At 32.0% G+C, this 25757-nt stretch carries 27 protein-coding genes; 21 read left to right on the top strand and 6 right to left on the bottom strand.

The features are described from left to right. Positions 1-304 precede the first annotated feature (304 nt). The gene (locus JHL18_RS14750) at positions 305-1606 is read left to right on the top strand and encodes an aminotransferase class V-fold PLP-dependent enzyme (protein WP_200270515.1); all 1302 of its coding nucleotides are present in this window, start codon (positions 305-307) and stop codon (positions 1604-1606) included. A gap of 208 nt (positions 1607-1814) precedes the next feature. Here the strand turns inward: JHL18_RS14750 and JHL18_RS14755 are convergent, their stop codons facing one another. Next, the gene (locus JHL18_RS14755; RefSeq protein ID WP_200270517.1) at positions 1815-3032 is read right to left on the bottom strand and encodes a 6-phosphofructokinase; all 1218 of its coding nucleotides are present in this window, start codon (positions 3030-3032) and stop codon (positions 1815-1817) included. A 295-nt stretch (positions 3033-3327) separates the two neighbouring features. Here JHL18_RS14755 and JHL18_RS14760 point away from each other — a divergent pair, with 295 nt between their 5' ends. From JHL18_RS14760 to JHL18_RS14830, 14 genes are all read left to right on the top strand, one after another. Then, complete coding sequence (locus tag JHL18_RS14760) at positions 3328-3879, top strand: manganese efflux pump MntP (protein ID WP_200270519.1); 552 nt, start codon at positions 3328-3330, stop codon at positions 3877-3879. A 218-nt stretch (positions 3880-4097) separates the two neighbouring features. Then, positions 4098-4511, top strand: a complete 414-nt coding sequence (locus JHL18_RS14770) for a Fur family transcriptional regulator (protein WP_200270523.1) — start codon at positions 4098-4100, stop codon at positions 4509-4511. Positions 4512-4861: 350 nt separating this feature from the next. Further along, positions 4862-5329 (top strand): MarR family winged helix-turn-helix transcriptional regulator, encoded by a 468-nt coding sequence (locus JHL18_RS14775; RefSeq protein ID WP_183276440.1) that lies wholly within the window; start codon positions 4862-4864, stop codon positions 5327-5329. A gap of 2 nt (positions 5330-5331) precedes the next feature. Further along, the gene (locus JHL18_RS14780; protein WP_200270525.1) at positions 5332-6309 is read left to right on the top strand and encodes a beta-ketoacyl-ACP synthase III; all 978 of its coding nucleotides are present in this window, start codon (positions 5332-5334) and stop codon (positions 6307-6309) included. 187 nt (positions 6310-6496) lie between these two features. Beyond that, entirely contained in the window at positions 6497-6718 is a 222-nt protein-coding gene (acpP, locus tag JHL18_RS14785) for an acyl carrier protein (protein ID WP_200270527.1), read from the top strand. Positions 6719-6734: 16 nt separating this feature from the next. Then, complete coding sequence (gene fabK, locus JHL18_RS14790; RefSeq protein ID WP_200270529.1) at positions 6735-7667, top strand: enoyl-[acyl-carrier-protein] reductase FabK; 933 nt, start codon at positions 6735-6737, stop codon at positions 7665-7667. A gap of 6 nt (positions 7668-7673) precedes the next feature. Continuing rightward, a complete protein-coding gene (gene fabD, locus JHL18_RS14795) occupies positions 7674-8615 on the top strand; it encodes an ACP S-malonyltransferase (protein WP_200270531.1) in 942 nt (313 codons plus the stop codon). Positions 8616-8632: 17 nt separating this feature from the next. Further along, positions 8633-9367, top strand: a complete 735-nt coding sequence (gene fabG / locus JHL18_RS14800; RefSeq protein WP_200270533.1) for a 3-oxoacyl-[acyl-carrier-protein] reductase — start codon at positions 8633-8635, stop codon at positions 9365-9367. Between the two features lie 13 nt (positions 9368-9380). After that, complete coding sequence (gene fabF / locus JHL18_RS14805) at positions 9381-10622, top strand: beta-ketoacyl-ACP synthase II (protein ID WP_200270564.1); 1242 nt, start codon at positions 9381-9383, stop codon at positions 10620-10622. A 6-nt stretch (positions 10623-10628) separates the two neighbouring features. Further along, on the top strand, positions 10629-11093 hold the full coding sequence (accB, locus tag JHL18_RS14810) for an acetyl-CoA carboxylase biotin carboxyl carrier protein (protein ID WP_200270535.1): 465 nt from the start codon (positions 10629-10631) through the stop codon (positions 11091-11093). Positions 11094-11108: 15 nt separating this feature from the next. Further along, on the top strand, positions 11109-11534 hold the full coding sequence (fabZ, locus tag JHL18_RS14815; protein WP_200270537.1) for a 3-hydroxyacyl-ACP dehydratase FabZ: 426 nt from the start codon (positions 11109-11111) through the stop codon (positions 11532-11534). 21 nt (positions 11535-11555) lie between these two features. Then, positions 11556-12899: an acetyl-CoA carboxylase biotin carboxylase subunit gene (locus JHL18_RS14820; protein WP_200270539.1), complete on the top strand. Its 1344-nt coding sequence runs from the start codon at positions 11556-11558 to the stop codon at positions 12897-12899. 13 nt (positions 12900-12912) lie between these two features. Next, entirely contained in the window at positions 12913-13776 is an 864-nt protein-coding gene (accD, locus tag JHL18_RS14825; protein WP_200270541.1) for an acetyl-CoA carboxylase, carboxyltransferase subunit beta, read from the top strand. 12 nt (positions 13777-13788) lie between these two features. Further along, positions 13789-14598, top strand: coding sequence for an acetyl-CoA carboxylase carboxyltransferase subunit alpha (locus JHL18_RS14830; protein WP_200270543.1), 810 nt, complete (start codon positions 13789-13791; stop codon positions 14596-14598). Positions 14599-14662: 64 nt separating this feature from the next. On the opposite strand, the gene JHL18_RS14835 is transcribed toward JHL18_RS14830, so the two are convergent. The 4 genes from JHL18_RS14835 to JHL18_RS14850 form a co-directional block, all read right to left on the bottom strand. Continuing rightward, positions 14663-15643, bottom strand: a complete 981-nt coding sequence (locus tag JHL18_RS14835; protein WP_200270545.1) for a biotin--[acetyl-CoA-carboxylase] ligase — start codon at positions 15641-15643, stop codon at positions 14663-14665. A gap of 21 nt (positions 15644-15664) precedes the next feature. After that, entirely contained in the window at positions 15665-16453 is a 789-nt protein-coding gene (locus tag JHL18_RS14840; protein ID WP_200270547.1) for a metal ABC transporter permease, read from the bottom strand. A gap of 1 nt (position 16454) precedes the next feature. Next, a complete protein-coding gene (locus tag JHL18_RS14845) occupies positions 16455-17135 on the bottom strand; it encodes a metal ABC transporter ATP-binding protein (protein ID WP_200270549.1) in 681 nt (226 codons plus the stop codon). A 99-nt stretch (positions 17136-17234) separates the two neighbouring features. Continuing rightward, on the bottom strand, positions 17235-17621 hold the full coding sequence (locus JHL18_RS14850) for a hypothetical protein (protein WP_200270551.1): 387 nt from the start codon (positions 17619-17621) through the stop codon (positions 17235-17237). 245 nt (positions 17622-17866) lie between these two features. Between JHL18_RS14850 and JHL18_RS14855 the strand changes: the two genes are divergently transcribed. The 3 genes from JHL18_RS14855 (at position 17867) to JHL18_RS14865 (ending at position 21213) form a co-directional block, all read left to right on the top strand. After that, positions 17867-18265: a DUF6762 family protein gene (locus JHL18_RS14855; protein ID WP_200270553.1), complete on the top strand. Its 399-nt coding sequence runs from the start codon at positions 17867-17869 to the stop codon at positions 18263-18265. A 119-nt stretch (positions 18266-18384) separates the two neighbouring features. After that, a complete protein-coding gene (gene pepF / locus JHL18_RS14860; protein ID WP_200270566.1) occupies positions 18385-20175 on the top strand; it encodes an oligoendopeptidase F in 1791 nt (596 codons plus the stop codon). 57 nt (positions 20176-20232) lie between these two features. After that, a complete protein-coding gene (locus JHL18_RS14865; protein ID WP_200270555.1) occupies positions 20233-21213 on the top strand; it encodes a rhomboid family intramembrane serine protease in 981 nt (326 codons plus the stop codon). A gap of 224 nt (positions 21214-21437) precedes the next feature. Here the strand turns inward: JHL18_RS14865 and JHL18_RS14870 are convergent, their stop codons facing one another. Continuing rightward, positions 21438-23186, bottom strand: coding sequence for an ATP-dependent metallopeptidase FtsH/Yme1/Tma family protein (locus JHL18_RS14870; protein WP_200270557.1), 1749 nt, complete (start codon positions 23184-23186; stop codon positions 21438-21440). Positions 23187-23375: 189 nt separating this feature from the next. Between JHL18_RS14870 and JHL18_RS14875 the strand changes: the two genes are divergently transcribed. The 3 genes from JHL18_RS14875 to JHL18_RS14885 all read left to right on the top strand — a co-directional run bounded on the left by JHL18_RS14875 (position 23376) and on the right by JHL18_RS14885 (position 25633). Then, positions 23376-24341 (top strand): YkvA family protein, encoded by a 966-nt coding sequence (locus JHL18_RS14875; RefSeq protein ID WP_200270559.1) that lies wholly within the window; start codon positions 23376-23378, stop codon positions 24339-24341. 117 nt (positions 24342-24458) lie between these two features. Continuing rightward, complete coding sequence (locus tag JHL18_RS14880; protein WP_200270561.1) at positions 24459-25355, top strand: ribonuclease H1 domain-containing protein; 897 nt, start codon at positions 24459-24461, stop codon at positions 25353-25355. A 104-nt stretch (positions 25356-25459) separates the two neighbouring features. After that, positions 25460-25633 (top strand): hypothetical protein, encoded by a 174-nt coding sequence (locus JHL18_RS14885; protein WP_200270563.1) that lies wholly within the window; start codon positions 25460-25462, stop codon positions 25631-25633. The last annotated feature ends 124 nt before the right edge of the window (positions 25634-25757 follow it).

The raw sequence follows: 25757 nt of genomic DNA on the forward strand, positions 1-25757 counted from the left end.
AATATATCAAAAATTTAATTCTTATTATATGAATGTTAAAATATCGTGCAGAAATAATATTCTTAAAAGTAACCTTATTATAGTGGTATATGAGATTAAATTTATAAGGTTTTGCAATATGTTAAATAATGTATCATCTTGTTTGAGATATTAATAAGTTTTGTAAGTAATTCATATCAGTGGCCTCCTTGGAAACTCGGATATATCTATGCAATATTGAAATAATTGTAAAAATATAAGAATATAAAGAGTTTGATGTACATTAGAACCATATGTGAATAGTATATATTGGAGGGAGTTTGTTATGATGAAAAAGAGAGAAATGAACTTTAGAGAATTATTTTTAGGTATAGAACAAGCTATTCCTTTAGCAAATGGACGAAAAATAACTCCTATTAATTTTGATAATGCTGCGACAACACCTGCTATGAAGCAAGTTTTACACTGTGTTAATAGGTTTTTACCACTATATGGATCTATAGGTAGAGGTAAAGGCTATAAGTCAAAAGTAAGTACAGAACTATATAACGATGCGAGAGATGAAATATTAAAATTTTTCAATCTTAGTGATAGAGATGACTATACTGTAATATTTGTGAAAAATACAACTGAAGGTATTAATGCTCTTGTTAATGTTTTGATTGAAGATAGTTCGGAAATTGTCCTTACAACAAGAATGGAGCATCATTCAAATGACTTGCCTTGGAGAGAAAAATGTGTAGTTGAATACGTTGAGGTGGATCATAATGGGAGATTAAAAATTGATCAGTTTCAAGAAAAATTAGAAAAAGCTAAAGGAAGTATAAAATTAGTTAGTGTAACAGGGGCCTCCAATGTTACTGGTTATATAAACGATATTCATAAGATAGCTAAAATTGCTCATAAGAATGGTGCTGAAATAATTGTGGATGGGGCGCAATTAGTTCCGCATAGAAAAGTTAATATGAATTATACTGATGAGGATGATGATATTGACTATTTAGTTTTTTCTGCTCACAAGATGTATGCACCTTTTGGAAGTGGAGCAATAGTTGGTAAAAAGCATAAGTTTGATAATAAGTTACCATTGTTAAAGGGTGGAGGAACAGTAGATATTGTTACCGATGACGAAGTTTACTGGCTAGATGCACCTGAGAAAGATGAAGGTGGTACACCAAATGTGTTAGGAGTTATAGCGTTGGTGGCTGCTATTTATGAGTTTAACAGGATTGGATTTCATAACATTGAGGAGCATGAAGACTTACTTAGAGACTATCTCTCGGATGGGTTAAAAAGTATGCCTGATGTTATTACCTATGGTGATTTGAATGATAAAAGCAAACTAGGATTAATATCTATCAATTTAAGAGATATTTATCACGAAGATCTAGCTGGTATGTTATCAGATTTAAGAGGAATAGCAGTAAGGAGTGGTTGTTTTTGTGCTCAGCCTTATGCTAAACGTTTATTGGACGTTACCGATGAAGAAGTACTAAACTTCATACGCGGAAGTAGGGGGAGAAAACCTGGTATGGTAAGAATAAGTTTTGGTATGTACAATACAGTAAATGAAATTAATGAGTTTCTAAATGTATTGGAGTATATAATAAGAAAACATCTATACTAATCAATAGTCTATTATCTATTCCGCTGAATTGATAAACTACTTCTGTACTTGAGCTCAAAATAAAGATTTCTACGAATCTAAGAATCTTTATTCTGATACATTTATATATGAAGAAGAGTATATATAATAATAGACAATACAGCAATATAGGCTATATGAACCAATGTTCACATAGCCTATATATATGTAAATATGTAATTAAGAACAACTACATTCTGAAAACTCTATATTTTGGTAGAGAGTCTGAAAGTTTATAAGCCGGTTGATCAAAGACTAATGGCTTAAGATATTCAATAGCCTCAATAGTTAGGTTATTACCTTCTTCATTTATCCATTCTATAGGGAAGTATTTAACTTTATTAGCTACCTTATCTGCTTCTATTAAGAAGGTAGAAGAACTATATACATCAGTTTCTTCTCTTTTTATAGCTACCATATAGCCAGAATAACCATCTGCAGCATATTTAAGAGCATCTCTGCCAACCATTTTAGCTTCATCAAAGTCAACTTTTGATGCTGAATGCATAGCGCATCTTTGTAAAACTCCCAGTTCTAGAGTTTTTACTCTGCTAGTTATGCCTGCATTAATTATTAGAGTACGAAGATAGTGAGCAACGCCACCAAGCTGAGTATGACCAAATTTATCATGAGCTCCACCTTGGGAAGACATTGTTAGAAAATCACCATTTGAATCTCTAAGACCTTCAGATGCAACTATGTAAACATGGCTATTTCTCTTAAATGTTTCTCTAACATCATTTATGAACTTTATTGTATCAAAAGCAACTTCTGGCAGGTATATGAAATCCGCTGCTTTTTTGTCTCCCACAGTAGCTAGAGCTCCAGCAGCAGCCAACCAACCAGTATCTCTGCCCATTGTTTCTAATATAAAAATTCCATTATCAGTATACACAGTAGAATCTAAGTAAGTTTCTATTGTAGAAGTGGCTATAAATTTTGCAGCACTACCAAAGCCTGGGGTATGATCAGTATACATTAAATCATTATCTATAGTTTTTGGAATACCTATAAATTTAATGTCGATATTATGATCTTTCGCATATCTGCTTAGTTTAGCAGTAGTATCCATTGAGTCGTTTCCACCTATATAAAAGAAAGCTTTTATATTTAGTTCATTAAGTATGGACATAAGTAAAACATATTCATCTTCACATTCAGAAGAATCTTTTAGCTTGTACCTACATGAGCCTAACCCAGATGATGGAGTATGTTGAAATACTTCGAGCTCTGAGCTATCCATTTCAGATAAATTAATTATCTTTCTATTTAATATTCCTTCTATACCGTTTAAACCAGCATAGATGTTATCATATATATTTAAATCCTTATTAGCTTCAACTAAACCAAAAACACTAGAATTTATAACTGAAGTTGGACCGCCTGATTGTGCAACAATACAATTCATTATATCTCTCCTTTGTACTGAGTAGTTCAAATGTGCTATACTATTTGGTTAAATAATACGTACAATGAATACTATACTATAAAGTATGACAAATATAAAGGCTATTAGTGCAAAAAAATATAATTTATATATTTAGAATTGTCTCATAATTAAGTTCGAATACTATGATAGGTTTAATTTTTGAAGGTATGGTATTTGAAGAATAAATTTAGAGACTTGAAAATATAATAATATTGTATGAGTTATGTAAATATATGCTTAGGCTTTGAAAGTTAGGAGAAAAGAGGGACAAACTATGGAAATGAAAAGCTTATTAATCATTTCAGTTGCACTTGCAATGGATGCATCGGCTATTGCTTTGAGTATAGGTATAAATTGTGGTGTGAGTAAAACCAAGAAAATAATTTTCGCTATTTCATTTGGTTTCTTTCAGTTTTTATTATCATTTTTAGGTACTTACTTTGGTGTATTATTCGAAGAATATGTTACTTCTATACCTAATATAATCGGTGGTATGGTAATTGCTTTTACAGGAGTAATGATGATAAAAGATGGGATGGAGCAAAAAGATGAATGTTTATTGTTAAACCCAAAGATGTACTTTATTCTTGGAATTTCAGTAAGCATAGATGCCTTGGTAGTTGGATTTACAGTGTTTCACCATGTTGAAGGTACAATTTCTATATTATTTAATTCTATAACAATTGGAATAGTAACATTTGTACTTAGTATATGTGCTTTTTTCTTTTCAAGATATATGAGAAGAATAGAATTAATTTCAAAATATGCAGATTATATAGGTGGTATAATCCTTCTGTTTTTTGGATTGAAAATGATATTTGCATAATTTAGATATATAGGTTCATTCCTCAAGTTATGATTAAAATCTTACTTAAGATGAGCAGAGAACTTAAAAATATAAACTTTGTTGTGAAACGATACGCCTATAAGATAAAAATGGACAAGTATTATATGAAGGAATCCAATGTAAAATTATATATAATTCAATATGTTGAAAACAGCACAATATATGTTATAATGAAAGAAAAATGTTAGGAGCAAAATATGAGAGTTGGCGAATACTTAGGTGAAAAAGGAATAAAGGTAACAAAGAGTAGGATAGCCATATATAAGATTCTCTCAGATAGTGATTCTAGTATTTCTGCAGATTATATTTATGACAAATGCAGATCGGTGGGAATGGATATAAATCTTTCTACAGTATATAGAACTTTAGAAGTGTTTGAAGCTAAACAAATAATTGAAAAGTTTGATTTAGGCAATGGAAAATACTCTTTTGCAATAAGAAAAAATAAACATATGCATAAAATAGAGTGTTCTGAATGCCATAAGGAAATCGAGGTACCATGCCCAATGCAGCAAATCGAAGAGATGCTTAAGAATCAAACAGGGTTTGTATTAACAGAACATAGGTTAGTGCTTAAAGGAATATGTGAGCAATGTAAAGATAAAGATTGAAATAAGTGTAAATAAATTGTGAATTGTATAATTTATTAATGTTTTGAACTTGAAGAGGAGAACGCTGAATATATATAGATTTATTCTATATAATGTTTGTGTTTTGGTATGATGATGTTTAGATTAATTACATAATTATGAATTAATTGATAATAAATACGGAATAATATAATGCTATGATTGTTTTCGCTACATAAAAGTGAAATAATCATAGCTATTTTTAATTAAATGGATTAAATATCTAATTTTAAGCATATATAGCGAAAAACTATCTATTGACTCAAATAAATAATTCCCATATACTTTGAATATAAAAAAGTTTGATTATCAAAATATATTTAGGAGGCAATATGAATAATACTCATAGTATTATCAATTCTCTTCTCGTGGATATCTTTAATGAGATTTTAAACATAGAAGAATATGCATTGCAGTCTGGTAGATTTAATGATGTGTCTATCACAGAAGTTCATACTGTTGAGGCTATAGGTTATTATGATTCAAAAAGTATGAGTGAAGTAGCTAAACAATTAAGTATAACAGTTGGAACACTGACAATTGCAATTAATAATCTTGTTAAAAAAGGTTATGTTGAGAGAGTAAGATCAGAGGAAGATAGAAGAGTAGTTAAAATTAGTCTTACCAAGAAGGGTAAGTTGCTTTATAGAATTCATGAAAAATTTCATTTAGAGATGGTAAAGGTAACAGTGACAGATTTATCTGAAGAAGAAGAAGCTGTACTGGTTCATGCTCTACAAAAATTAAATGTGTTTTGTAGAAATACATATGATTTATTTAATAAAGAAAGCAAGGAGTAGTTATGGTTTATACAAAGATAATATCAACAGGAAGTTATGCACCAAATAATATAGTTACTAATGATGATTTATCTAAAATAGTTGAAACAGATGATCAATGGATTAGTTCTAGAACTGGAATAAGAGAAAGAAGAATTTCTTTAGGAGAAAACACTTCAGCAATGGCTGCAAAAGCTGGGTTAGATGCAATAAATAATGCAGGTCTTACTCCTATGGATATAGATTTGCTAATAGTTGCAACAACTACTCCAGATATGTTTACGCCATCAACAGCGTGTATAGTGCAAGATATTATTGGTGCTAAAAAAGCCTACGCTTTTGATGTAAGTGCTGCATGCTCAGGGTTTATATATGCATTATCTGTTGCAGATAAAATTATGAGAGCAGGAGAGGAAGTTAATGCGCTAGTAATAGGAGCAGAAACTCTTTCTAGAATAGTTAATTGGAGTGATAGGGGTACCTGTGTTCTTTTTGGAGATGGAGCTGGTGCAGTTGTACTTAAAAAGACTGAAGAAAAGGGAATAATAAGTTCTGTGCTAGGATCTGATGGAACTTTAGGAAGAAGCTCACTTATATCTGGAGAATTCGTTCCTAAAAACCCATATATTAAAAATGAAATTCAAGAAGATGAAATTTATATAAATATGGATGGTAAAGAAATCTTTAGATTTGCAGTTAATAAGATTCCACAAGCAGTAAATGAAGTGTTAGCAAAAGCCGAGACTGCTCTAGAGGAAGTTAAGTTAATATTCCCTCATCAAGCTAATCTTAGAATCGTAGACGCTGCAGCTAAAAAATTAGATGTACCAAAAGAGAAGTTTTATGTAAATCTAAATAAGTATGGTAACACCTCAGCTGCATCCATACCTTTAGCATTAGATGAAGCTAATAAAAATGGATTACTTCAGCAAGGTGATAAGTTAGTTTTAGTTGGTTTTGGTGGAGGACTCACTTGGGGGTCAGTATTCTTACAATGGTAAAACTAACTTAAGCATAACTAAGTTGCTAAATTTATAATGAGTTTGCCAATTTTACTGGCTCAACAAAAGTAAAATAAAGAAATTATCTTTGTAGATAGTATAAAAAGATAATTAAAAAAGTTATGTCTTTATTTTTAATAGGTAGCCGGATAAATATAAATTATGAAATTATTAGGAGGAAAAAATAATGGTATTAGAAAAAATAAAAGAGGTAATAGTAGAACAATTAGGAGTAGATGCTGACACAATAACATTGGAAACAACATTTCAAGAAGATTTAGGTGCTGATTCTTTAGATTTATTCCAAATAATCATGGACTTAGAAGAAGAATTCAATGTGAAAATAGAAGACGTAGAAGCTATAAAGACAGTTGGAGATGCAGTTACTTATATCGAAGAGAGAGTTTAATCCTTAGGAGGAAAATATGATTAAGGCAGATATTTGTGAACTTCTAAATATACAATACCCTATTGTACAAGGGGGTATGGCTTGGGTAGCAGATGCTTCATTGGCATCTGCTGTATCTAATGCTGGAGGTCTTGGAATAATTGCAGGAGCAAATGCACCAGTTGAGCATGTTAGGGAACAGATAAGAAAAGCTAAAACATTGACAGATAAGCCTTTTGGGGTAAACATAATGCTTTTGAGCCCAAATGCAGATGAACTAGCTAGAGTAGTATGCGAAGAAGGAGTAAAAGTAGTAACTACTGGAGCTGGTAATCCTGGAAAGTATGTTGAGATGTGGAAAAGCAACGGAATAAAAGTTATTCCTGTTGTACCATCAGTTGCTTTAGCGAAGAGAATGGAAAGATGTGGAGCAGATGCCGTTATTGCAGAAGGCTGCGAATCTGGTGGTCATGTAGGTAAACTTACTACCATGGCTTTAGTGCCACAAGTAGTGGATGCAGTTAATATACCAGTAATAGCTGCAGGTGGTATTGGTGATGGAAGAGGAATTGCAGCTGCATTTATGCTTGGTGCAAGAGGAGTTCAGGTTGGTACTAGATTTTTAGTAGCTAAAGAATGTACTATACACCAAACCTATAAAGATATTGTAATAAAAGCTAAAGATATTGATACAATGGTTACTGGAAGAGCTACAGGACATCCAGTTCAAGTAATCAAGAATAAGCTTGCTAAAAAGTTTGAAGCTTTAGAAAAAGAAAATGCGCCAACTGAAGCTTATGATGAGCTAGGACGTGGTGCCTTAGCTAAAGCTGTTGTTGAAGGAAATCCTGATGAAGGTTCATTCATGGCAGGACAGATAGCGGGTATGATTTCAAAAGAACAAAGTTGTGAAGAAATCATAAAAGAGATGTTTGATAAATACGATGAACTTATAGCGAAGTTTAACTAGGAGGATATGATGAAGATAGCATTACTATTTTCCGGCCAAGGTGCACAATACGTTGGTATGGGAAAAGAATTATACGATAATTATGAGGTTGCAAGAGAAATATTTAATGAAGCTGATGAAGCCTTAGGATTTTCACTTAAGTCTATGTGTTTTGACGGCCCAGATACAGAATTAAATAAAACTGAGAATACTCAACCTGCTATTTTAACTACATCTATTGCTGCCCTTAAGGTTATACAGGAAAAAGGAATAAACTTTGAAGTAGTAGCTGGACTTAGCTTGGGAGAGTACTCAGCTCATGTTGCGGCAGGAACTATGAGTTTTAATGATGCAGTAACTTTAGTGAAAAAAAGAGGATTCTTTATGCAGGAAGCTGTACCTCTAGGTGTAGGGGCTATGTCTGCAGTGCTTGGTATGGATAAGGATGTTCTTAATTCTTGTGTTAACGAATGCAAAGAGTTTGGTATAGTTGAAGTGGCTAATTATAACTGCCCAGACCAAATAGTTATTGCAGGAGAAAAAGATGCTGTTGAAAAGTGCGGCGCTTTACTATCTGAAAGAGGAGCAAAAAGAGTTATTCCATTAACTGTGAGTGGTCCTTTTCATACGTCGATGATGAAACCAGCAAGTGAAAGATTGTTTGGAGAATTGGATAAAATAGAATTAAATGAATTAAGTATTCCACTTGTTAGTAATGTTACTGCTGAATATGTAAAATCAACTGATGATGTAAAGCCTTTACTAGTTAAACAAGTTATGAGTTCAGTAAAATGGGAAGATTCTATAAAACTTATGATAAATGATGGTGTAGATACTTTTATAGAAGTTGGACCAGGTCGTGCTCTTAGCGGCTTTGTTAGAAAGATAAGTAGAAATGTAAATATATTTAATGTTGAAGACGTTAAATCTTTAGATAAAACTATTAACGGATTAAGCAAGTTAAATTAATAGGAAGGTGTGAATTCATGTTAAAGGGAAAAACTGCAGTAATTACTGGAGGAAGTAGAGGAATAGGAAAAGCTATTGCCATTAAGCTTGCTGAAATGGGAGCTAATATAGTAGTTAACTATAGAAGCAGCTCTATAGATGAAGTTTTAACTGAGATAAAGGCATTTGGTGTAAATGCGATAGGTGTGCAATGTGATATATCTAACAGTGAAGACGCTGATAAACTTATAAAGACAGCTTTCGCTGAGTTTGGTTCTGTAGATATACTTGTTAACAATGCAGGAATAACTAAAGATGGACTAATAATGAGAATGAAGGACCAAGATTTTGATAGCGTTATAAATACAAATCTTAAAGGTACATTCAATACAATAAGATCAGCATCCTCTATAATGATGAAGCAAAGAAGTGGTAAGATAGTAAACTTGACTTCTGTAGTAGGTATTACTGGAAATGCAGGTCAAGCAAATTATGCTGCATCAAAAGCAGGAGTTATAGGTCTTACTAAATCTGTAGCTAGAGAACTTGCTTCTAGAGGTATAACATGTAATGCAGTAGCACCAGGTTTTATAGAAACAGATATGACAGAGGCATTGTCAGATAAAGTGAAAGAAGCTACATTAAATACAATTCCTTTAAAGAAATTAGGAAGTACTGAAGATGTTGCTAACCTTGTAGGGTTTTTAGCAAGTGATTTATCAAATTATATTACTGGCCAGGTTATAAATGTTGATGGCGGAATGGTTATGTAAGGATGGTGGAATGATGGAAAGAAGAGTTGTAGTAACGGGAATGGGAGCGATAACTCCTTTAGGAAATAGTGTTGACTCTTTTTGGAATGGTATTAAAGAAGGTATTTGTGGAGTTAACGAAATAAAAGCTTTTGATACTACTGAACAAAAAGTAAGACTTGCTGCAGAGGTAAAAGATTTTATCCCTGAACAATATATAGACAGAAAAGAAGTTAGAAGAATGGATAGATACTGCCAATTTGCATTAGCTGCAGCGCAACAAGCAGTAGAAAATTCAAAATTGGATCTTGATAAGGTTAATAAAGAAAGATTAGGAGTTATCGTTGGTTCAGGTATAGGTGGTCTTGCCACTATAGAAGAACAAACTATAAAACTTCATGAAAAAGGACCTACAAGAGTTTCACCATTTTTTATACCTATGTCAATATCAAATATGGCAGCAGGTAATATCGCTATAAGATTTGGTGCAAAAGGAATATGTACTTCAGTAATAACTGCTTGTGCAAGTGCTACAAATTCTATAGGTGAAGCTTTTAGAAACATAAAATTTGGATATAGTGATATAATGATAGCAGGTGGTGCTGAAGCTTCTATAACACCTCTTGGTATAGCAGGGTTTGCATCTATGAATGCTTTGTCAAAAAATGAGGATCCTAAGAGAGCATCGATTCCTTTTGATAAAGCTAGAGAAGGCTTTGTTATGGGAGAAGGTGCAGGTATACTGATTCTTGAAGAATTGGATCACGCATTAGCAAGAGGAGCAAAGATATATGGAGAAGTAGTTGGATATGGAAGCACTTGTGATGCTTATCATATGACGTCACCGTCGCCTGAAGGTGAAGGAGCTGCTAGGGCTATGGAACTTGCTATTACTGAGGGTAACATATCAAAAGAAGAAGTAAGTTATATAAATGCACATGGAACAAGTACTCCATACAATGATAAATTTGAGACAGTAGCCATAAAAAGATTATTTGGAGAGCAAGCTTACAAAGTACCAGTTAGTTCAACTAAATCTATGACAGGCCACCTTTTAGGAGCAGCTGGAGGAATAGAGGCTATAGTTGCAATTAAAGCAGTAGAAGAAAACTATATACCAGCAACAATTGGTTATGAAAATGTTGATGAAGACTGCGATTTAGATTATGTAGTGAATACAGGAAGAAATCAAGAAGTTAATTGTGTACTTTCAAACTCATTGGGCTTTGGTGGTCATAATGCTGTACTTCTATTTAAAAAATGGATTGAGAGGTAATGGTTTATGGATTATGCTTCAATTAAAGAATTGATTGGAATAATCAATTCTTCTGATCTTACAAATTTCGAAATGGAGTTTGACGGAGCTTCTCTTAAAATGAGTAAAAACAATAATGTGAGTGCTCCGAAGACAACAACTACAACAAAGGAAGTAAAAGCTGTTGAAGCTAGCAAATTAGAATATATATCAGAAAGCAAGACAGAAAAGGTTGTTGAAGAAGTAGAAGTTAAAGGCGGAACGTATGTAAATTCGCCAATAGTAGGAACCTTTTACGCATCAGCAGGTAGTGAAAAGCCAGCTTTTGTAAAGGTTGGAGATAAAGTTAAAAAAGGCGATGTACTTTGTATCATAGAAGCTATGAAGATTATGAACGAAATACAAAGTGAAGTGGATGGAGAAATTGTTGAAGTACTAGTTTCTAACGAACAGATGGTAGAATACGGCCAGAAGATGTTCAGAATTAAATAATAGGAGCTGATTTATATGCTAGATATAAAGCAAATACAAGAAATAATTCCACATAGATATCCATTTCTATTGATAGATAGAGTTTTAGAACTTGAAGAAGGAAAAAGAGCTGTAGCAATTAAAAATGTGACAGCAAATGAAAACTTCTTTCAAGGTCACTTCCCAGGACATCCGGTTATGCCAGGAGTTTTGATGGTAGAAGCTTTAGCTCAAGCTGGAGCTGTAGCATTACTTTCAGTAGAAGAAAACAAAGGAAAGACTGCATATTTTGGAAGAATAGATAAGGTTAAATTTAGAAGAAACGTTATTCCAGGAGATACTTTAAGATTAGAGGTTGAAATAATTAAATCTAAGGGTAAAGTAGGTATAGGAAAAGGAATTGGGTATGTAGGCGAAGAAATAGCTGTAGAGGGCGAGTTTATGTTCGCTATAGGAGAATAATTCCTTAATTGAGGTGATTAAATGATAAGAAAGATACTTATAGCCAATAGAGGAGAAATAGCAGTAAGAATAATAAGAGCATGCAGAGAAATGGGAATAGAAACTGTTGCTGTTTACTCAGAAGCAGATAGAGATTCCTTGCATGCACAAGTTGCTGATGAAGCAGTTTGTATAGGACCTGCCAAATCTAAGGATAGCTATTTGAATATGGGCAACATAATCAGTGCAGCCGTACTTACAGGAGCACAAGCTATTCATCCAGGATTCGGATTTTTATCAGAAAACTCAGTATTTGCAAGAATGTGTGAAGAATGCAATATTAAGTTTATAGGACCATCACCAAGTACTATTGAAATGATGGGAGACAAATCAAAAGCAAGAGAAGTAATGATAGATGCTGGAGTTCCAGTAGTTCCTGGAACCGAAGGTATAATAGAAACTTTAGAAGAAGCTTATAATAGTGCTGAAAACATAGGATATCCTGTTATGGTAAAAGCTTCTGCTGGTGGTGGCGGAAAAGGTATTAGAATTGTTCATAAAAGGGAAGAATTAGATAAGGCCTATGAAACAGCTAAAAGTGAAGCAAAGGTGAATTTTGGAGATGACAGAATTTATATGGAAAAGTTTATAGAAAATCCTAGACATATAGAGTTTCAGATATTAGGTGATGAACACGGAAATATAGTTCACCTAGGAGAAAGAGACTGTTCGCTCCAAAGAAGAAACCAAAAGGTTTTAGAAGAAGCTCCTTCTGTTGTTTTAGACAAAGACTTGAGAGATAGAATGGGAAATGCTGCAGTAAAGGCAGCAAAAGCTGTAGACTATAAAAATGCTGGAACTATAGAATTCCTTCTTGATAAGAACGGAAAGTTCTACTTTATGGAGATGAACACTAGAATACAGGTTGAACATCCAGTTACTGAGATGGTTACAGGTATTGATTTAGTAAAAGAGCAGATTAAGATTGCAGCAGGGGAAAAACTTTCAATTACTCAAGAGGGTTTAGAGATAAGAGGTCACGCTATTGAGTGTAGAATAAACGCCGAAAATCCACATAGAAACTTTGCACCTTCTCCAGGAAAGATAGAATTTCTTTTCATGCCAGGAGGAAATGGTGTAAGAATTGACAGTGCAGTGTATAATGGATATGTAATTCCACCTCATTATGATTCTATGATAGCGAAACTAATAGTTTTCGGTAAAACTAGAGAAGAAGCTATAGAAAAGATGAAAAGAGCTTTGTGGGAATTCACTATAGATGGTATTGATAATAATATAGACTTTCAATTAGAAATATTAAATCATCCGAAATTTATAGATGGAAAGTTTGATACCGGATTTATAAATAAGGAAATAATAAAATAATAGGTGAAAGCTTATGGGATTGTTTAAAAAGAAAAAATATTTTACTGTTCCTATGAATGTAGAAACAAGTAAGGCAGAGGAGGAGAAACAACCTGCAATTCCTGATGGAATGTGGGTTAAATGTAACTCCTGTGGAAAGATTATATACAAAAAAGAAATAGATGAAAATCATAAAATCTGCACTAACTGTGGTGGATATTTTAGAATGTCCGCAGATGAGAGAATAGCATCAATTATTGATAAGGGAACTTTTAAGGAATTTAATTATGGCATGATAGCTAAAAATCCATTAAAGTTCCCTGGATACAAAGATAAGCTTATTGAAAGTCAAGAAAAATCAGGTATTACTGATGGAGTAACTACTGGTCTTGGTAAAGTTAACGGTAAAAATGTAGTATTAGCTGTTATGGATAGTAATTTTATGATGGGTAGTATGGGATCTGTAGTAGGAGAAAAGATAACTCAAGCTATAGAGATTGCCACAGCTAGAAAAGAACCAGTAATTATCTTTACATGTTCTGGTGGAGCTAGAATGCAAGAAGGCATTCTATCACTAATGCAAATGGCGAAAACAAGTGCTGCTTTAAAGCGACATGATGAGGCAGGTTTATTATATATATCAGTTATTACAGATCCAACAACTGGTGGAGTTACAGCGTCTTTTGCCAGTTTAGGTGATATAATTTTGGCTGAACCTAAAGCTCTTATAGGTTTTGCTGGAAGAAGAGTAATAGAACAGACCATAAAACAAAAGCTTCCAGATGAGTTTCAAACTTCTGAGTTTTTATTAGAACATGGTTTTGTTGATAAAATAGTGAAGAGAGAAGAAATGAAAGATAGCTTGTCAGTACTTCTTTCGCTTCATGGATGTAAATAAGGATGTGACTTTATGAGTGAAGTATTAAGTGCATGGGAAAGATTAATGATAGCACGTATGGCTGATAGACCTACTGCTTTAGATTATATTGATAGAATATTTACTTCTTTTGTTGAGCTTCATGGAGATAGATCCTTTGGCGATGACAAATCTATAGTTAGTGGTATAGGACTTTTAGACAATGAACCAGTTACTATAATTGGCATTCAAAGAGGAAGAGATATTAAGGAAAATATAGAAAGAAATTTTGGAAGCCCAAACCCAGAAGGATATAGGAAAGCTTTAAGACATATGAAGCTGGCTGAAAAGTTCAATAGACCTATAATATGTCTTGTAGACACAAAAGGAGCTTTCTGCGGTGTGGGAGCAGAAGAAAGAGGCCAAGGAGAAGCAATTGCAAAGAACCTTATGGAGATGGCCGGTATGAATGTTCCTATGATATCTATAATAATAGGTGAAGGTGGAAGCGGTGGTGCACTTGCTTTAGCTTTAGCAGATAGAGTATGGATGCTTGAGAACTCAATATATTCAATTCTTTCACCAGAAGGTTTCGCATCTATATTATGGAAGGATTCAAAAAGATCTAAGGAAGCTGCTGAAGTTATGAAGATAACGTCTTTAGACCTATATAAAATGGGTGTAATAGATAAAATAATAAAAGAACCTGTTGGTGGAGCTCAAAAAGATGTGGACTTTGTAAGTATAAGCATAAAGGAAAATCTAATAAAAGAACTTAAGCTTCTTAGAGAAAAAACAAAAGAAGAATTACTAGAGTTTAGATATAGAAGATTTAGAAAATATGGTGAATTTGATTATATATAATAGGCATAAAAAATCTCTAATACAATAAAAAATCCAAAGAGACTCAAAGTGAGCCCTTTGGATTTTAAGCATACCCTTCTAATCCTCTTATTGAGACTTCTCCAGAATAAAGAGGTCTTACACTACCATCTTCATAGGAAACCATAAGGTTCCCATCTTCATTTAAATCTACTGCTTTCGCAAAAGTTTCATTTCCTCTATGTATTATTTTTATATCTCTTCCTAAAATTGATGAGTTTAATTTACATATGTCCAAAGCAGTTTGGATTGAACCGTCTATTAGAAATTCTTTGTAAAGTGTCTCGAAATTATTAAGGATATCAGCTAAAAGAATTTTCCTATCAACTACTTTAGAACCTTCTATCCTAAGGGAAGTAGCTTTGTCCCTAACTTCTTCAGAAAAATCTGATGATTCCAGGTTGACGTTTACTCCTATGCCAATTACTATGTAATTGATTTGAGACAGTTCACAGCTCATCTCAATCAAAATTCCACCAATTTTTTTGTTATTAAGTATTATATCATTTGGCCATTTTATCATAGTCTCAAATCCGTGTTTAAGCGTTGCTAAATGTACTGAGGCTGCAGCAACTTGAGTTATTCTAGTAACCAAGATTGGGTCAATGGCTGGCTTTAATATCATTGAAAACCATATGCCTTTATATTTAGGGGATATCCATGTTCTATCAAAACGACCTTTACCTAAAGTTTGTTCTTCAGCAATAACAACAGTACCATCTTTTGCTTCGTTGGCTATTTTTTTGCTGTATGTATTGGTAGAGTCTATTGAGTCAAAATATAAGATATCCTTAACGAAATTACTGTCATTTAAATAAGGCCTTAGCTCCGACTTATTTAAATAATCTGGAGAGAATACAAGCTTATAACCTTTTTTAGTGTAGGATTCTATATTGTATCCATCTTCCTTCAAAGATTTTATGGATTTCCATACTGCAGATCTTGTTATTCCAAAATCTTTGCATATTGTTTCCCCAGATACGAAATCTTTACTTTCCTTTAGTATTTCTAAAATTTTTTCCTTCATAAAACACCTTTATCCTATAAATCATTCTCTTTTAAAGAGTATAAGTACTATTATTAATAAAGCTACTGAAGTTAAGGCTATAGTGCCACCTGGAGCAGAATTGAAATAATAGGATGTTATAAGTCCTACTAAAATATCTATAACTCCAAAAATCATTGAGAGGATTAAAGTAACTGAAAAACCTTTTTTCAGCTGCATAGCTGTAGCCACAGGAACTACAATTATAGATGATATAACCAATATTCCCATAACTCTTATAGAAACAGATATGGTTGCACCTACAATTAATGTAAAAATATAGTTGACCAATTTTACATTTATTCCAGATACTTTTGCGCCTTCTTCATCAAAGGTTGTATATATTAATTTCTTATAAAGTAGTGCTATTGTTACAAAACAAATAAGTCCTATAATGCTTATAAGATACAAGTCGCTTTTAGAAACAGTCAAAATGCTTCCAAAGAGATAGCTATTGACTTTGGCACTAGCTTTGCCGCTACTTATTAATACTATGGCTATACCTAAACTTAATGTTAAAATTATAGACATTACAAGTTCAGCATACTTTTTAAAGTAATCTCTTAGTAATTCTATAACAATGGCACATATGGATGTAAAAATAAACGCTGTAATTATTGGGTTAAAACCAAAAACTAATCCAATTGCTACACCGGCAAAGGATGAATGTGATAAAGTGTCTCCAATCATAGAGTATCTTTTTAAAACTAAGAATAGACCTATACAAGGACATAATAGTGATATAATAAATCCTGCAAGAAAGGCATTTCTCATAAACTCAAGTTCAAACATACTATTCTACCTTCCTATCTAAGTAAATTCTATTGTCATTAATTATCTTTTTATATTGATCTACATCATATAGTGTTGCTGATCCTTCATAAAGCTCAAGTATGTGTGTAGAGTAATCTACCGCCATCCTTAAGTTATGCTCTACAGAAATTACAGTTATGTTATGGTGTTGATTAAGTTTTCTTATTAAATCATAAATTTCTTTCTGAGATAAATGATCTACTCCTGTACTCAATTCATCTAAGAATAATAGATCAGGCTCTCCCATTAATGCTCTGGATATAAATATCTTTTGTTGCTGTCCACCTGAAAGGGCACCGATAAGTTTATTACAATACTGAAGCATATTAACTTTCTCAAGAGCTTTATTTATAGAAGATTTATCCTTAAGTTTTAGAGCATTAGCATGGCAGTCTAATACTTCTTTAACTGTAATGGTAAACTGAGAATTAAAGCTATCAACTTTTTGTGGAACATAACCTATTTTATTTGTATTAAGCTCTACTTTGCCTTTATTAGGGGATAATTGGTTTAACATTAATTTAACCAAAGTAGTTTTAGAACTACCGTTAGGACCTATTACTGAAACAAAGGCTCCTTTAGGAATATGTAAATTAATGTTGTTTAATATATAAGGTTCTTTGCCTGTATATGAAAAACATAAATCTTTAACTTTTATCAAATTTATCAGCTCCGTTTTATAATCTAAAGTTTATTATACAACTAAATGCGAATTGTTTGCAATAAAAGGACAAGATAAATACAATTAGTTTTACAAAAACTAATTATTTTTAGCTGTTAATGTTGAAATATCCTTTACATCGTCTAACTTCCACATCCTGCCTTTAGTTTTAGATAGAGAAAGTTGATATTTTTTTCTTGTATGTGGAGATTCGTAGTATAGACCGTCCACTTCTACTATAGCTTTATTATCATCAGAAAATAAGAGCTTCATTCCATTTACGGTAAGAACCTTATTCTTGTTAAATATTCCTGTGGTCATATAGTGATTAGTTGCATAATTAAGATCCTTACATTTAGAATTAGTCATATTTATGTTTATCAAACAAATCATAGCAATTACTATGGCAGAAGCTAAAGCGACTTTTACAAATCTAAACTTGCTAGTTAATCTTTTTTTGCTTTTTATTGTTATTATACTTTCCATATGAAGACTCCTTAAGCGTTTAATTTTTTAATTATAATTCCGTGCAATAAAAATATATTACCAAATTATGTAAAATAAATAAAGCTTATTGAATAATATTTCATATAAATTAGAAGATATGGACAAAATAAATCTAGTATATGAATTTATTATTTAAATAAAATGTATAGGCATACTTGAAAATGTGGTTATTATAACAATATAATATACTTATAATTTTTTTACATATTGAAAGGATGGGCATTATGGATTTTTCATCATTGGTTCTAATAGAGAAAGATAAGGAAACAGGAAATATATTGAGTGAGTTAGGTAGCTACTCAGTAAACGAAGGTGCTGTTTATGTTACAAAGTTATATTGTATAGATAATGAAGTAAGTTTATATTTTGATACAAAAAGAGATGTAGAAGAATGGGAGTATTCGGCTATTTACGATCTTTTTGAGATGGAAGCTTTTGAAGAGCTTGGTTATAAAATACAAGAAGAAGTTGAAGAATATAATCCAACTTGGGTAGTAAAATTCCCGTATGATACTGAACATGAGGAGACTAGGGCTGTTATTAACGAATTATGCTCTATTATAAAGGAAAAAATAGAAAAAGTATTTGAAGATATTAAAGGTAAGGAAGATGAATATAAATAGATAAATAGATAAATAAAAATTACATACATTTTATAATAACTTTAATGGTAAAAGTTAATTATATGATATGTAGTGAATTTTATGTGGAATTAATGAGAGGAGAATGAAAAATGGCCGAAATAAAGAGTCTTAAAAAAAGAGAAGAGATAGACTTAAAATACAAGTGGAAAGTTGAAAAAATATATAATAATACAGAGCAATGGGAAGCTGATTTTAAAAGCTTAAAAGAAGAAGCTTTGGAGACAAGAAAGTATGAAGGGAAATTAGGTAATAGTAAGGAGTTAGAAACTTTTCTAAAGCTTAATGAAAAGATAGTAAGAAAAGCAGAAAAGTTGATGGTGTATGCTCATTTAAGATCTGATGAAGATACTTCAAATCCAGAGTTTCAAATACTAAGAAGTAAAATAGATTCATATTTTGCTGAACTTGCCAGCTATGTTGCTTTTTTTGAACCAGAAATACTAGCTTTACCAGATGGGACTATAGAAAAATTTGTGCAAGAAAATCCTGAATTACAGGTATATGACTTCTTATTGAAGAGTGTTTTAAAAGAAAAACCACATATACTTACGAAAGAAATGGAAGAATTACTAGCTTCAGTATCAGATTGCTTAGATGCACCTTCTAATATTCATAACATGCTTACCAATGCTGATATGAAGTTTTCAGTTATTAAAGACGAAGATGGAAGTGACGTGGAGCTTACAGAGGGAAACTATTCAGGATTCATAAGAAGTAAGGATAGAAGTGTTAGAGAGGCAGCTTTTAAAGCTTTATTTAAAGAATATAAAAATTTAGAAAACACTCTTTCTGCTTCATTAACATCTTCTATAAAGAATTTTATTTTTAATGCAAGAGTAAGAAAGTACTCAAACTCACTAGAGGCATCCTTAAGTCCAAATGACATTCCTTTAGAAGTGTATACAAATTCAGTAAAGACAATGAATGATAATTTAGAGTCTTTACATAGATATGTTACTTTAAAGAAGAAACTTTTGGCTTTAGACGAAATTCATATGTATGATTTATATGTTCCGGTTGTAGATATAGAGAAAGAACATATTGAATATGATAAAGCGGTGGAAATGGTTACAGAAGGACTAAATCCTTTAGGAGCAGAATATTTAGGTATATTCTCAGAAGGAATAGAAAGTGGATGGATTGATGTTTTTGAAAACAAAGGCAAGAGAGGTGGAGCTTATTCAAGTGGAGCATATGATACAATGCCATATGTACTCCTAAACTATAACTTCTCGCTAAATGATGTTTCAACACTTGCACATGAAATGGGGCACTCAATTCATACTTATTATTCATCTAAAAATCAACCATATATTTACTCAAACTATACCCTATTCTGTGCTGAAGTAGCATCTACAACTAATGAGATAATTCTTATACATCATTTGATAGATAAGGAAAAAGATAAAAAAAGAAAGCTATATCTCGTGAATCAAGAATTAGAACAAATAAGAGCTACTGTATTCAGACAACTTATGTTTGCAGAATTTGAGCTAAAAACTCATGAACTTATTGAACAGGGGGAAGCTTTGAGCCCTAAAGAGCTTAATAGTATATGGCATGATCTTAATACAAAGTATTTTGGATCAGATATGGTTGTAGATGAAGAAATTGATAGTGAATGGTCAAGAATACCACATTTTTATAGAGATTTCTATGTATATCAGTACGCTACTGGTTATGCGGCTGCATCTGCTTTTGCTAAGGCAATATTAGAAAACGGAGAAGAAGCTGTAGAAAAATATAAAGGATTCTTAAAGGCTGGTGGATCTGATTACCCAATAAATGTTCTTAAAAAGGCTGGAGTTGATATGACAACATCAGCACCACTTGAAGCTACAATAAATAGATTTAATGAACTTTTAGATATGCTTGATGAGCTAATATAAGAAAAAAAGGATTGCTTTTGCAGTCCTTTTTGTAAATAAATATATATGGAGAAGGATATGAAAGTTAATGAGAATTCAATACTACAATTTTTAGTGAAAGAACAAGGTTTTTTCATAGAAGAATATTATTGTAATCCTCTAGATGAAAAAAAGTGGATTGCTATAAGAGAAATAGATGGGGGAGTTTATGCAGTAATTGTCTCAGAAGAAAAAAATGAAGCAGTATCTGCAGAGTATGCAGGTTATTTTCTTAGACAAAGAGGCATAGAATTTGCTTTAACTAATGTAGTTATTACAGAAGGCAATTATGGTGGAATAGAAAATCAAGTGTTTTATTCTAGGGTTATTTACGATAGAAGAAGCGAACATGTCACACATTATGAGCGAAATGGCGAGTTTGTATATAATTGCATAAAAGATATGACGGAAAGAAGTACAAAGAAAATAACTTTAGAAGGAAAATCAAAAATAACATTTGGTCTTATTGCAATAAATGTTGTAATGTTTTTAATAACTGCATTAGTTTCAGGCGATTTTGGTGATATTGATACATCAGTGCTTGTATATTTTGGAGCCAAACAAAATGAATTAATTCAAGCAGGTCAATATTATAGACTTATAGCTGCAATGTTTTTACATGGAGGTATAATTCATATAGCATTTAATATGTATGCATTATATTCGCTAGGAAATTTAATTGAGAATATATATGGTAAGTGGAAGTATTTACTAATATACTTTTTAGCAGGAATTTTATCAACCACAACAAGTTATCTTTTTTCACCTTATGTTTCTGTAGGTGCTTCAGGAGCAATATTCGGGCTGTTCGGTGCAGCTGTTGTTTTTGGTTTGAAAGAAAGAAATAGAATAGGAAAGAACTTTTTAACTGAAATAGCTACAGTTATAGGAATGAATATAGTAATAGGGCTTTCCTCACGGAATATAGATAATTTTGCACATTTTGGAGGGCTGCTTGGTGGGATAGTTATAGCTTTTCTACTATACGACAATAAGAAATTCAGACAACAACAAGGATAGAGTATTTAAAGCAAAATAAATTAGAACAAGCTAATAATAAAAGATATCTTTTTAAATTCTAATAGCTCGCTCATAGAGCATCTCCTGTCTAACCACTTAATTTCAATAATATTATTAGACGTTGCATTAATTAAGCAAGAAGACTCCCGATACACAATCGAGAGTCTTAATGTTTGTTTAAAATGAATTATTATAATTATATTGAATTAGACCTAGTATAATTATTAATTAGACATTTCACGATGAAGATCTTCTGTATATAGAGTTTCATCACTAAGAAGATGTTGAGACATACTATGAAGCTTATCAATATTTGAAAGTAGAAGTTCTTTTGTTTCATCATATAATTCATCTATCATAGCTTTACATTCTTCTATAACTGAGGTTCCACAAGAACTTGATAAATCCCCTAAACTTGATATTTTTAGTAATCCAAGATTTTTACCCATTCCATATTCTGATATCATGTCTTTAGCAAGGCTTGTTGAATGACTTATATCACTATAAGCTCCTGTAGTTATATTTTCACTTCCAAAGATAATTTCTTCAGCTGCTCGTCCGCCAAGTAGTACCATAATTCTTTTTCTTAAATAACTATAGGTTTTGAAGGCTGAATCTTCTGGTATTGTGAGGGTATAACCGCCAGCACCCTTAGTTGTAGGAATTATAGTAACTTTAGATATCTTTTCTTCAGGAAGTTTGATAAGTGAAACTATAGCATGTCCTGATTCGTGATATGCAGTTATCTTTCTATCGATATCTCTTATTGAGCTTCTATCATTTTTTTCATGACCAGCAATTACTATTGAGAAAGCTTTATCCATATGTACTTCAGTTATATAGGTAGAATCTTCCTTTGCAGCCAATATAGCAGCTTCATTCACTAAACTTTCAAGTTTTGCTCCTGAGAAGTAAGTTGTCTTATTGGCCCAGTCTCTAACATCAATATTGTTAATAGGTTTGTTAGCAAAATAAAGATTAAGAATTTTTTCTCTTGCATTTACGTCAGGTAAAATTACCTCCACATGTCTATCAAATCTACCTGGTCTTAACAATGCAGAATCTAAGATATCTAATCTATTTGTTGCTGCCATAATAACTATGCCCTCTTGTTCGCCAAAGCCAGACATTTCTGTTAGAAGAGCATTAAGAGTCTGGTCTCGTTCATCATTTCCACCTGATGTCTTCCCCCCATCTCTTCTTTTTCCTATTGCATCGATTTCATCTATAAAGATTACAGCCTTTCCGTTGGCTCTAGCTTTTTTAAATAAACTTCTTATTCTAGCAGCACCTACACCTACATACATCTGTACGAAATCAGAACCACTTACTGCATAGAATGGAACTCCAGCTTCACCTGCAACAGCTTTAGCAAGTAAAGTTTTACCTGTACCTGGTTCACCATAAAGTATTATTCCTTTAGGTAATCTAGCACCATACTTTTTATACTTTTCAGGATTCTTAAGAAAATCAACTATATCTTGAACACTTTCCTTAGCTTCTTCATTTCCTGCCATAGATTCAAAACTAAATCCCTTTTTTTCGCTGTCTTTTACATCAGCACCATCAACTACAGTCATATTAGAAGTTGATGTACGTCCTCTATAAACTGAAATATAGATTATAGAGAAAACTGATATAGTTAATATAATTGAAGGAATAGTTTTTTGTATTGGAGCAGCTGAGGAACTCTTAACTTTAACTCCTTTTGTAAGTAGGCTTTCTTTGAAGCTTGGGCTGTTTGGGTTCTCAACTAGATAGCTTTCTCCAGTTTTAAGATATACAGTCAATTTAGATGAATCGTTAATTTGTACATTTGATATTACATTTGAGTCCAAATCTTTTACAAATTCGGAATAGTTTTTATCTACCTTAGTAGTAGGTAGATAATAGGTATAGAATATTAACGCAGATAAAGACATTATTGCAGTTAATATAGGAACAATAATCATCTTGTTTTTTAATTTATTCATTGGTATCCCCCTACCTTAAATCATTTATCATAATTTAAATTATACGTTTTTAAACTTAACTGTCTAATCAAAATCATAACTTTTGCCAATGTAAGTTATGGTTAAAATGGCTTTAAAAAATATAGCAAATAATGTATACTCAATAGATGAATGTATTTATATGAATATAGGTTAAGAGGGGGAGAGCATATGCATGTTTCTCAAGTTACGGCTAGATTAAGTGGACAAGATGTAATGTCTATTTTAAATGATTTTGTAAAAGTTGATGGTTTGAGTTTTGAGAATATAAAAATTTGGGATACTATAGAAGTAGAGGGAAACTTTGAAAAAATAGTAAACATAAGATTTAAAGGGCAAGTTGAGATTATAAGCATACATAACAATATACTTACACTGAACATATCACGTGTGAAGATAATGAAGGTTGGAATCTTAAAATTTATAAAGAATTTTGCCTTGAAGCTTAGCTTGAAAAACGTTAAGCATATGGGCATATCTGCTGAAAAAGACATAATTAAAATTAATATAAACAGTATATTAAAGCTAGTGCCTTTTTTAAATTTGAACGTGGGCAATCTTTGCTTAAAAGAAGGGTTTATATTAGCTGATATAGATTCTGCAACTATTGATTTAAAAAGAATAGGGGAAGCACCTGAGGTAATTGAAGAAAAAATAGAGGAAGAAGCGCCAAAGGAGGAAGTTGTACTAATTAATGTTCAGAAGGTTAAGGATGGTTACTCTGATAAAAGAGAAAAAGCGGCTGAGAAGATACCAAAGAGGTTAAAGAAATACTCAGATTATTTATTTATAATACCTGATATAGTTGCTTTAGTGTATAGGCTACTGAAAGATAAAAGAGTAGCTAAAAAGACTAAGATTGTGCTAATATCTTCTATGGCATATATAACGTTGCCTTTTGATATCTTACCTGATAAGATACCTTTTGTTGGAGGCATTGATGATTTAGGTGCAGTATTTTTTGCTATCAATAGGATAGTGGAAGACGTTCCTATAGAAATCATCCTAGAAAATTGGCAAGGTAAAAATGAATTTATAGACGTACTTAGAAGTTCTGCTGAGTACTTAACTAGATATACAGCTGCCAAAAATATAGAGAAAGTTTACAGTGCAATTAATCAACTAGTAGAGGTTTAGTAGTGCAATTTTATTGGTTATTTATATATTTGGAAAGTTTCTGCGTTTTGAGATTTTTTAACAATTACTTATTAAATCTCAATAAAGAAGATTTAAAACAAAAAAGCGAGGTTACATATGGGCAAAAAAGTATATGCAATCAAAGAAGGTTTTGATTTTAATAAGAATGAAAAAGTGAAAGATATAATAGTGAATACCTGGGATCAGTGTTTAAAGCTGGTGAAGGGTGTAAAGGGTGCAAAATATAAGAGTTTTGAAAGCATAGAAGAGGCAAAAGCCTTTTTAAAGGAACAGGGGAATATACTAAAAAAAGGTGAAGATAGTTATCCATTAGACTGTCTTCATGCATATGTTGATGGAAGTTACAATGTAAGTACAGAGGAATATGCCTACGGGGTAGTAGCTGTCAGAAATGACGTTGTTCAATACATAGGCAGTGGAGTAGGAAAAAGTAATTCGGAAAAAAATATAAGGCAGATAGCTGGTGAGTTAGAAGCAGCCGTAAAAGCTACAGAATATGCTTTGCTTTCAGGGGAAAAAAAGTTAGTTATTTTTCATGACTATGCAGGAATTTGTTATCATGCAACTGGATTTTGGGAGAGAAAAGATGAGTCATCAAAGCAATATTATGAAAAGATGAACGGATTAATGAATAAGGGAATAGAAGTTATATTCGTTAAAGTGGATAGTCATACTGGAGATTTTTTTAATGAATTAGTAGATGAAAAATGTAAGGAACAATTAGGGATAGCTTCTGAAAAAGTAGTTGAGAAGTGGTTAGCAAGTAACAAATTAAGAGTATTAAATGGCAATGTAAAAAATGAAATAGAAAAAGTTGCACCAAAGTATGCAGATAATATTTTAACTGAAGAGGAAAGCTTAGAACAAAATATCGTTGATATAAAGATACCTGATTCAATCAATGACATATTAGAGGCTCTTCCAGAAAATAAACGTAACGAAGTGTTTGAGTATGCAAAGAAGGTTTATATAAAGTATTTTAATAAAGTTTAGTATATAAAATCAGTAGTTTTTTTACAGGTATAAATTGGAGCTTATAATTTAAGAATAAATGCACAAAATATAAATGAAAATTTATTAAAAAGAGGTGCAAAACTATGGGAAGATTTATGAGTGGTGTAACTACTGGAGCAATAGTTGGAGCAGCGTTTGGAATGATGATAATGCCTCAACTAGATAGAAAAACACAAAAGTCTCTAAAAAGAGCAGGAAAGATGGTTATGAATCTTGCTGAAGAAAGAGCAGATGGAATGATGGGCTTTTTCAAATAAAAATACTCGAGGATTACTCCCAATGTCATTAAGTTAAGAAAAGACTTGCATCACAAATACGTGGTGTGGGTCTTTTTTTAATTTTCAGATTATCACTTGACAATATGCCAAGAATATGCGGCCG

The sequence above is a fragment of the Clostridium yunnanense genome (assembly GCF_016595795.1).
Lineage (GTDB): Bacteria > Bacillota > Clostridia > Clostridiales > Clostridiaceae > Clostridium_AR > Clostridium_AR yunnanense.

Excerpts from the sequence above, each read along its gene's own strand:
- JHL18_RS14875 (WP_200270559.1), top strand. The coding sequence starts at position 23,376 with ATGCATGTTTCTCAAGTTACGGCTAGATTAAGTGGACAAGATGTAATG.
- accB (WP_200270535.1), top strand. The coding sequence starts at position 10,629 with ATGGATTATGCTTCAATTAAAGAATTGATTGGAATAATCAATTCTTCT.
- fabF (WP_200270564.1), top strand. The coding sequence starts at position 9,381 with ATGGAAAGAAGAGTTGTAGTAACGGGAATGGGAGCGATAACTCCTTTA.
- JHL18_RS14775 (WP_183276440.1), top strand. The coding sequence starts at position 4,862 with ATGAATAATACTCATAGTATTATCAATTCTCTTCTCGTGGATATCTTT.
- JHL18_RS14840 (WP_200270547.1), bottom strand. The coding sequence starts at position 16,453 with ATGTTTGAACTTGAGTTTATGAGAAATGCCTTTCTTGCAGGATTTATT.
- JHL18_RS14820 (WP_200270539.1), top strand. The coding sequence starts at position 11,556 with ATGATAAGAAAGATACTTATAGCCAATAGAGGAGAAATAGCAGTAAGA.
- fabK (WP_200270529.1), top strand. The coding sequence starts at position 6,735 with ATGATTAAGGCAGATATTTGTGAACTTCTAAATATACAATACCCTATT.
- JHL18_RS14880 (WP_200270561.1), top strand. The coding sequence starts at position 24,459 with ATGGGCAAAAAAGTATATGCAATCAAAGAAGGTTTTGATTTTAATAAG.
- JHL18_RS14760 (WP_200270519.1), top strand. The coding sequence starts at position 3,328 with ATGGAAATGAAAAGCTTATTAATCATTTCAGTTGCACTTGCAATGGAT.
- accD (WP_200270541.1), top strand. The coding sequence starts at position 12,913 with ATGGGATTGTTTAAAAAGAAAAAATATTTTACTGTTCCTATGAATGTA.
- JHL18_RS14755 (WP_200270517.1), bottom strand. The coding sequence starts at position 3,032 with ATGAATTGTATTGTTGCACAATCAGGCGGTCCAACTTCAGTTATAAAT.
- JHL18_RS14855 (WP_200270553.1), top strand. The coding sequence starts at position 17,867 with ATGGATTTTTCATCATTGGTTCTAATAGAGAAAGATAAGGAAACAGGA.
- acpP (WP_200270527.1), top strand. The coding sequence starts at position 6,497 with ATGGTATTAGAAAAAATAAAAGAGGTAATAGTAGAACAATTAGGAGTA.
- fabG (WP_200270533.1), top strand. The coding sequence starts at position 8,633 with ATGTTAAAGGGAAAAACTGCAGTAATTACTGGAGGAAGTAGAGGAATA.
- JHL18_RS14885 (WP_200270563.1), top strand. The coding sequence starts at position 25,460 with ATGGGAAGATTTATGAGTGGTGTAACTACTGGAGCAATAGTTGGAGCA.
- JHL18_RS14870 (WP_200270557.1), bottom strand. The coding sequence starts at position 23,186 with ATGAATAAATTAAAAAACAAGATGATTATTGTTCCTATATTAACTGCA.
- JHL18_RS14850 (WP_200270551.1), bottom strand. The coding sequence starts at position 17,621 with ATGGAAAGTATAATAACAATAAAAAGCAAAAAAAGATTAACTAGCAAG.
- JHL18_RS14865 (WP_200270555.1), top strand. The coding sequence starts at position 20,233 with ATGAAAGTTAATGAGAATTCAATACTACAATTTTTAGTGAAAGAACAA.
- JHL18_RS14835 (WP_200270545.1), bottom strand. The coding sequence starts at position 15,643 with ATGAAGGAAAAAATTTTAGAAATACTAAAGGAAAGTAAAGATTTCGTA.
- JHL18_RS14750 (WP_200270515.1), top strand. The coding sequence starts at position 305 with ATGATGAAAAAGAGAGAAATGAACTTTAGAGAATTATTTTTAGGTATA.
- fabD (WP_200270531.1), top strand. The coding sequence starts at position 7,674 with ATGATGAAGATAGCATTACTATTTTCCGGCCAAGGTGCACAATACGTT.
- fabZ (WP_200270537.1), top strand. The coding sequence starts at position 11,109 with ATGCTAGATATAAAGCAAATACAAGAAATAATTCCACATAGATATCCA.
- JHL18_RS14780 (WP_200270525.1), top strand. The coding sequence starts at position 5,332 with ATGGTTTATACAAAGATAATATCAACAGGAAGTTATGCACCAAATAAT.
- JHL18_RS14770 (WP_200270523.1), top strand. The coding sequence starts at position 4,098 with ATGAGAGTTGGCGAATACTTAGGTGAAAAAGGAATAAAGGTAACAAAG.
- JHL18_RS14830 (WP_200270543.1), top strand. The coding sequence starts at position 13,789 with ATGAGTGAAGTATTAAGTGCATGGGAAAGATTAATGATAGCACGTATG.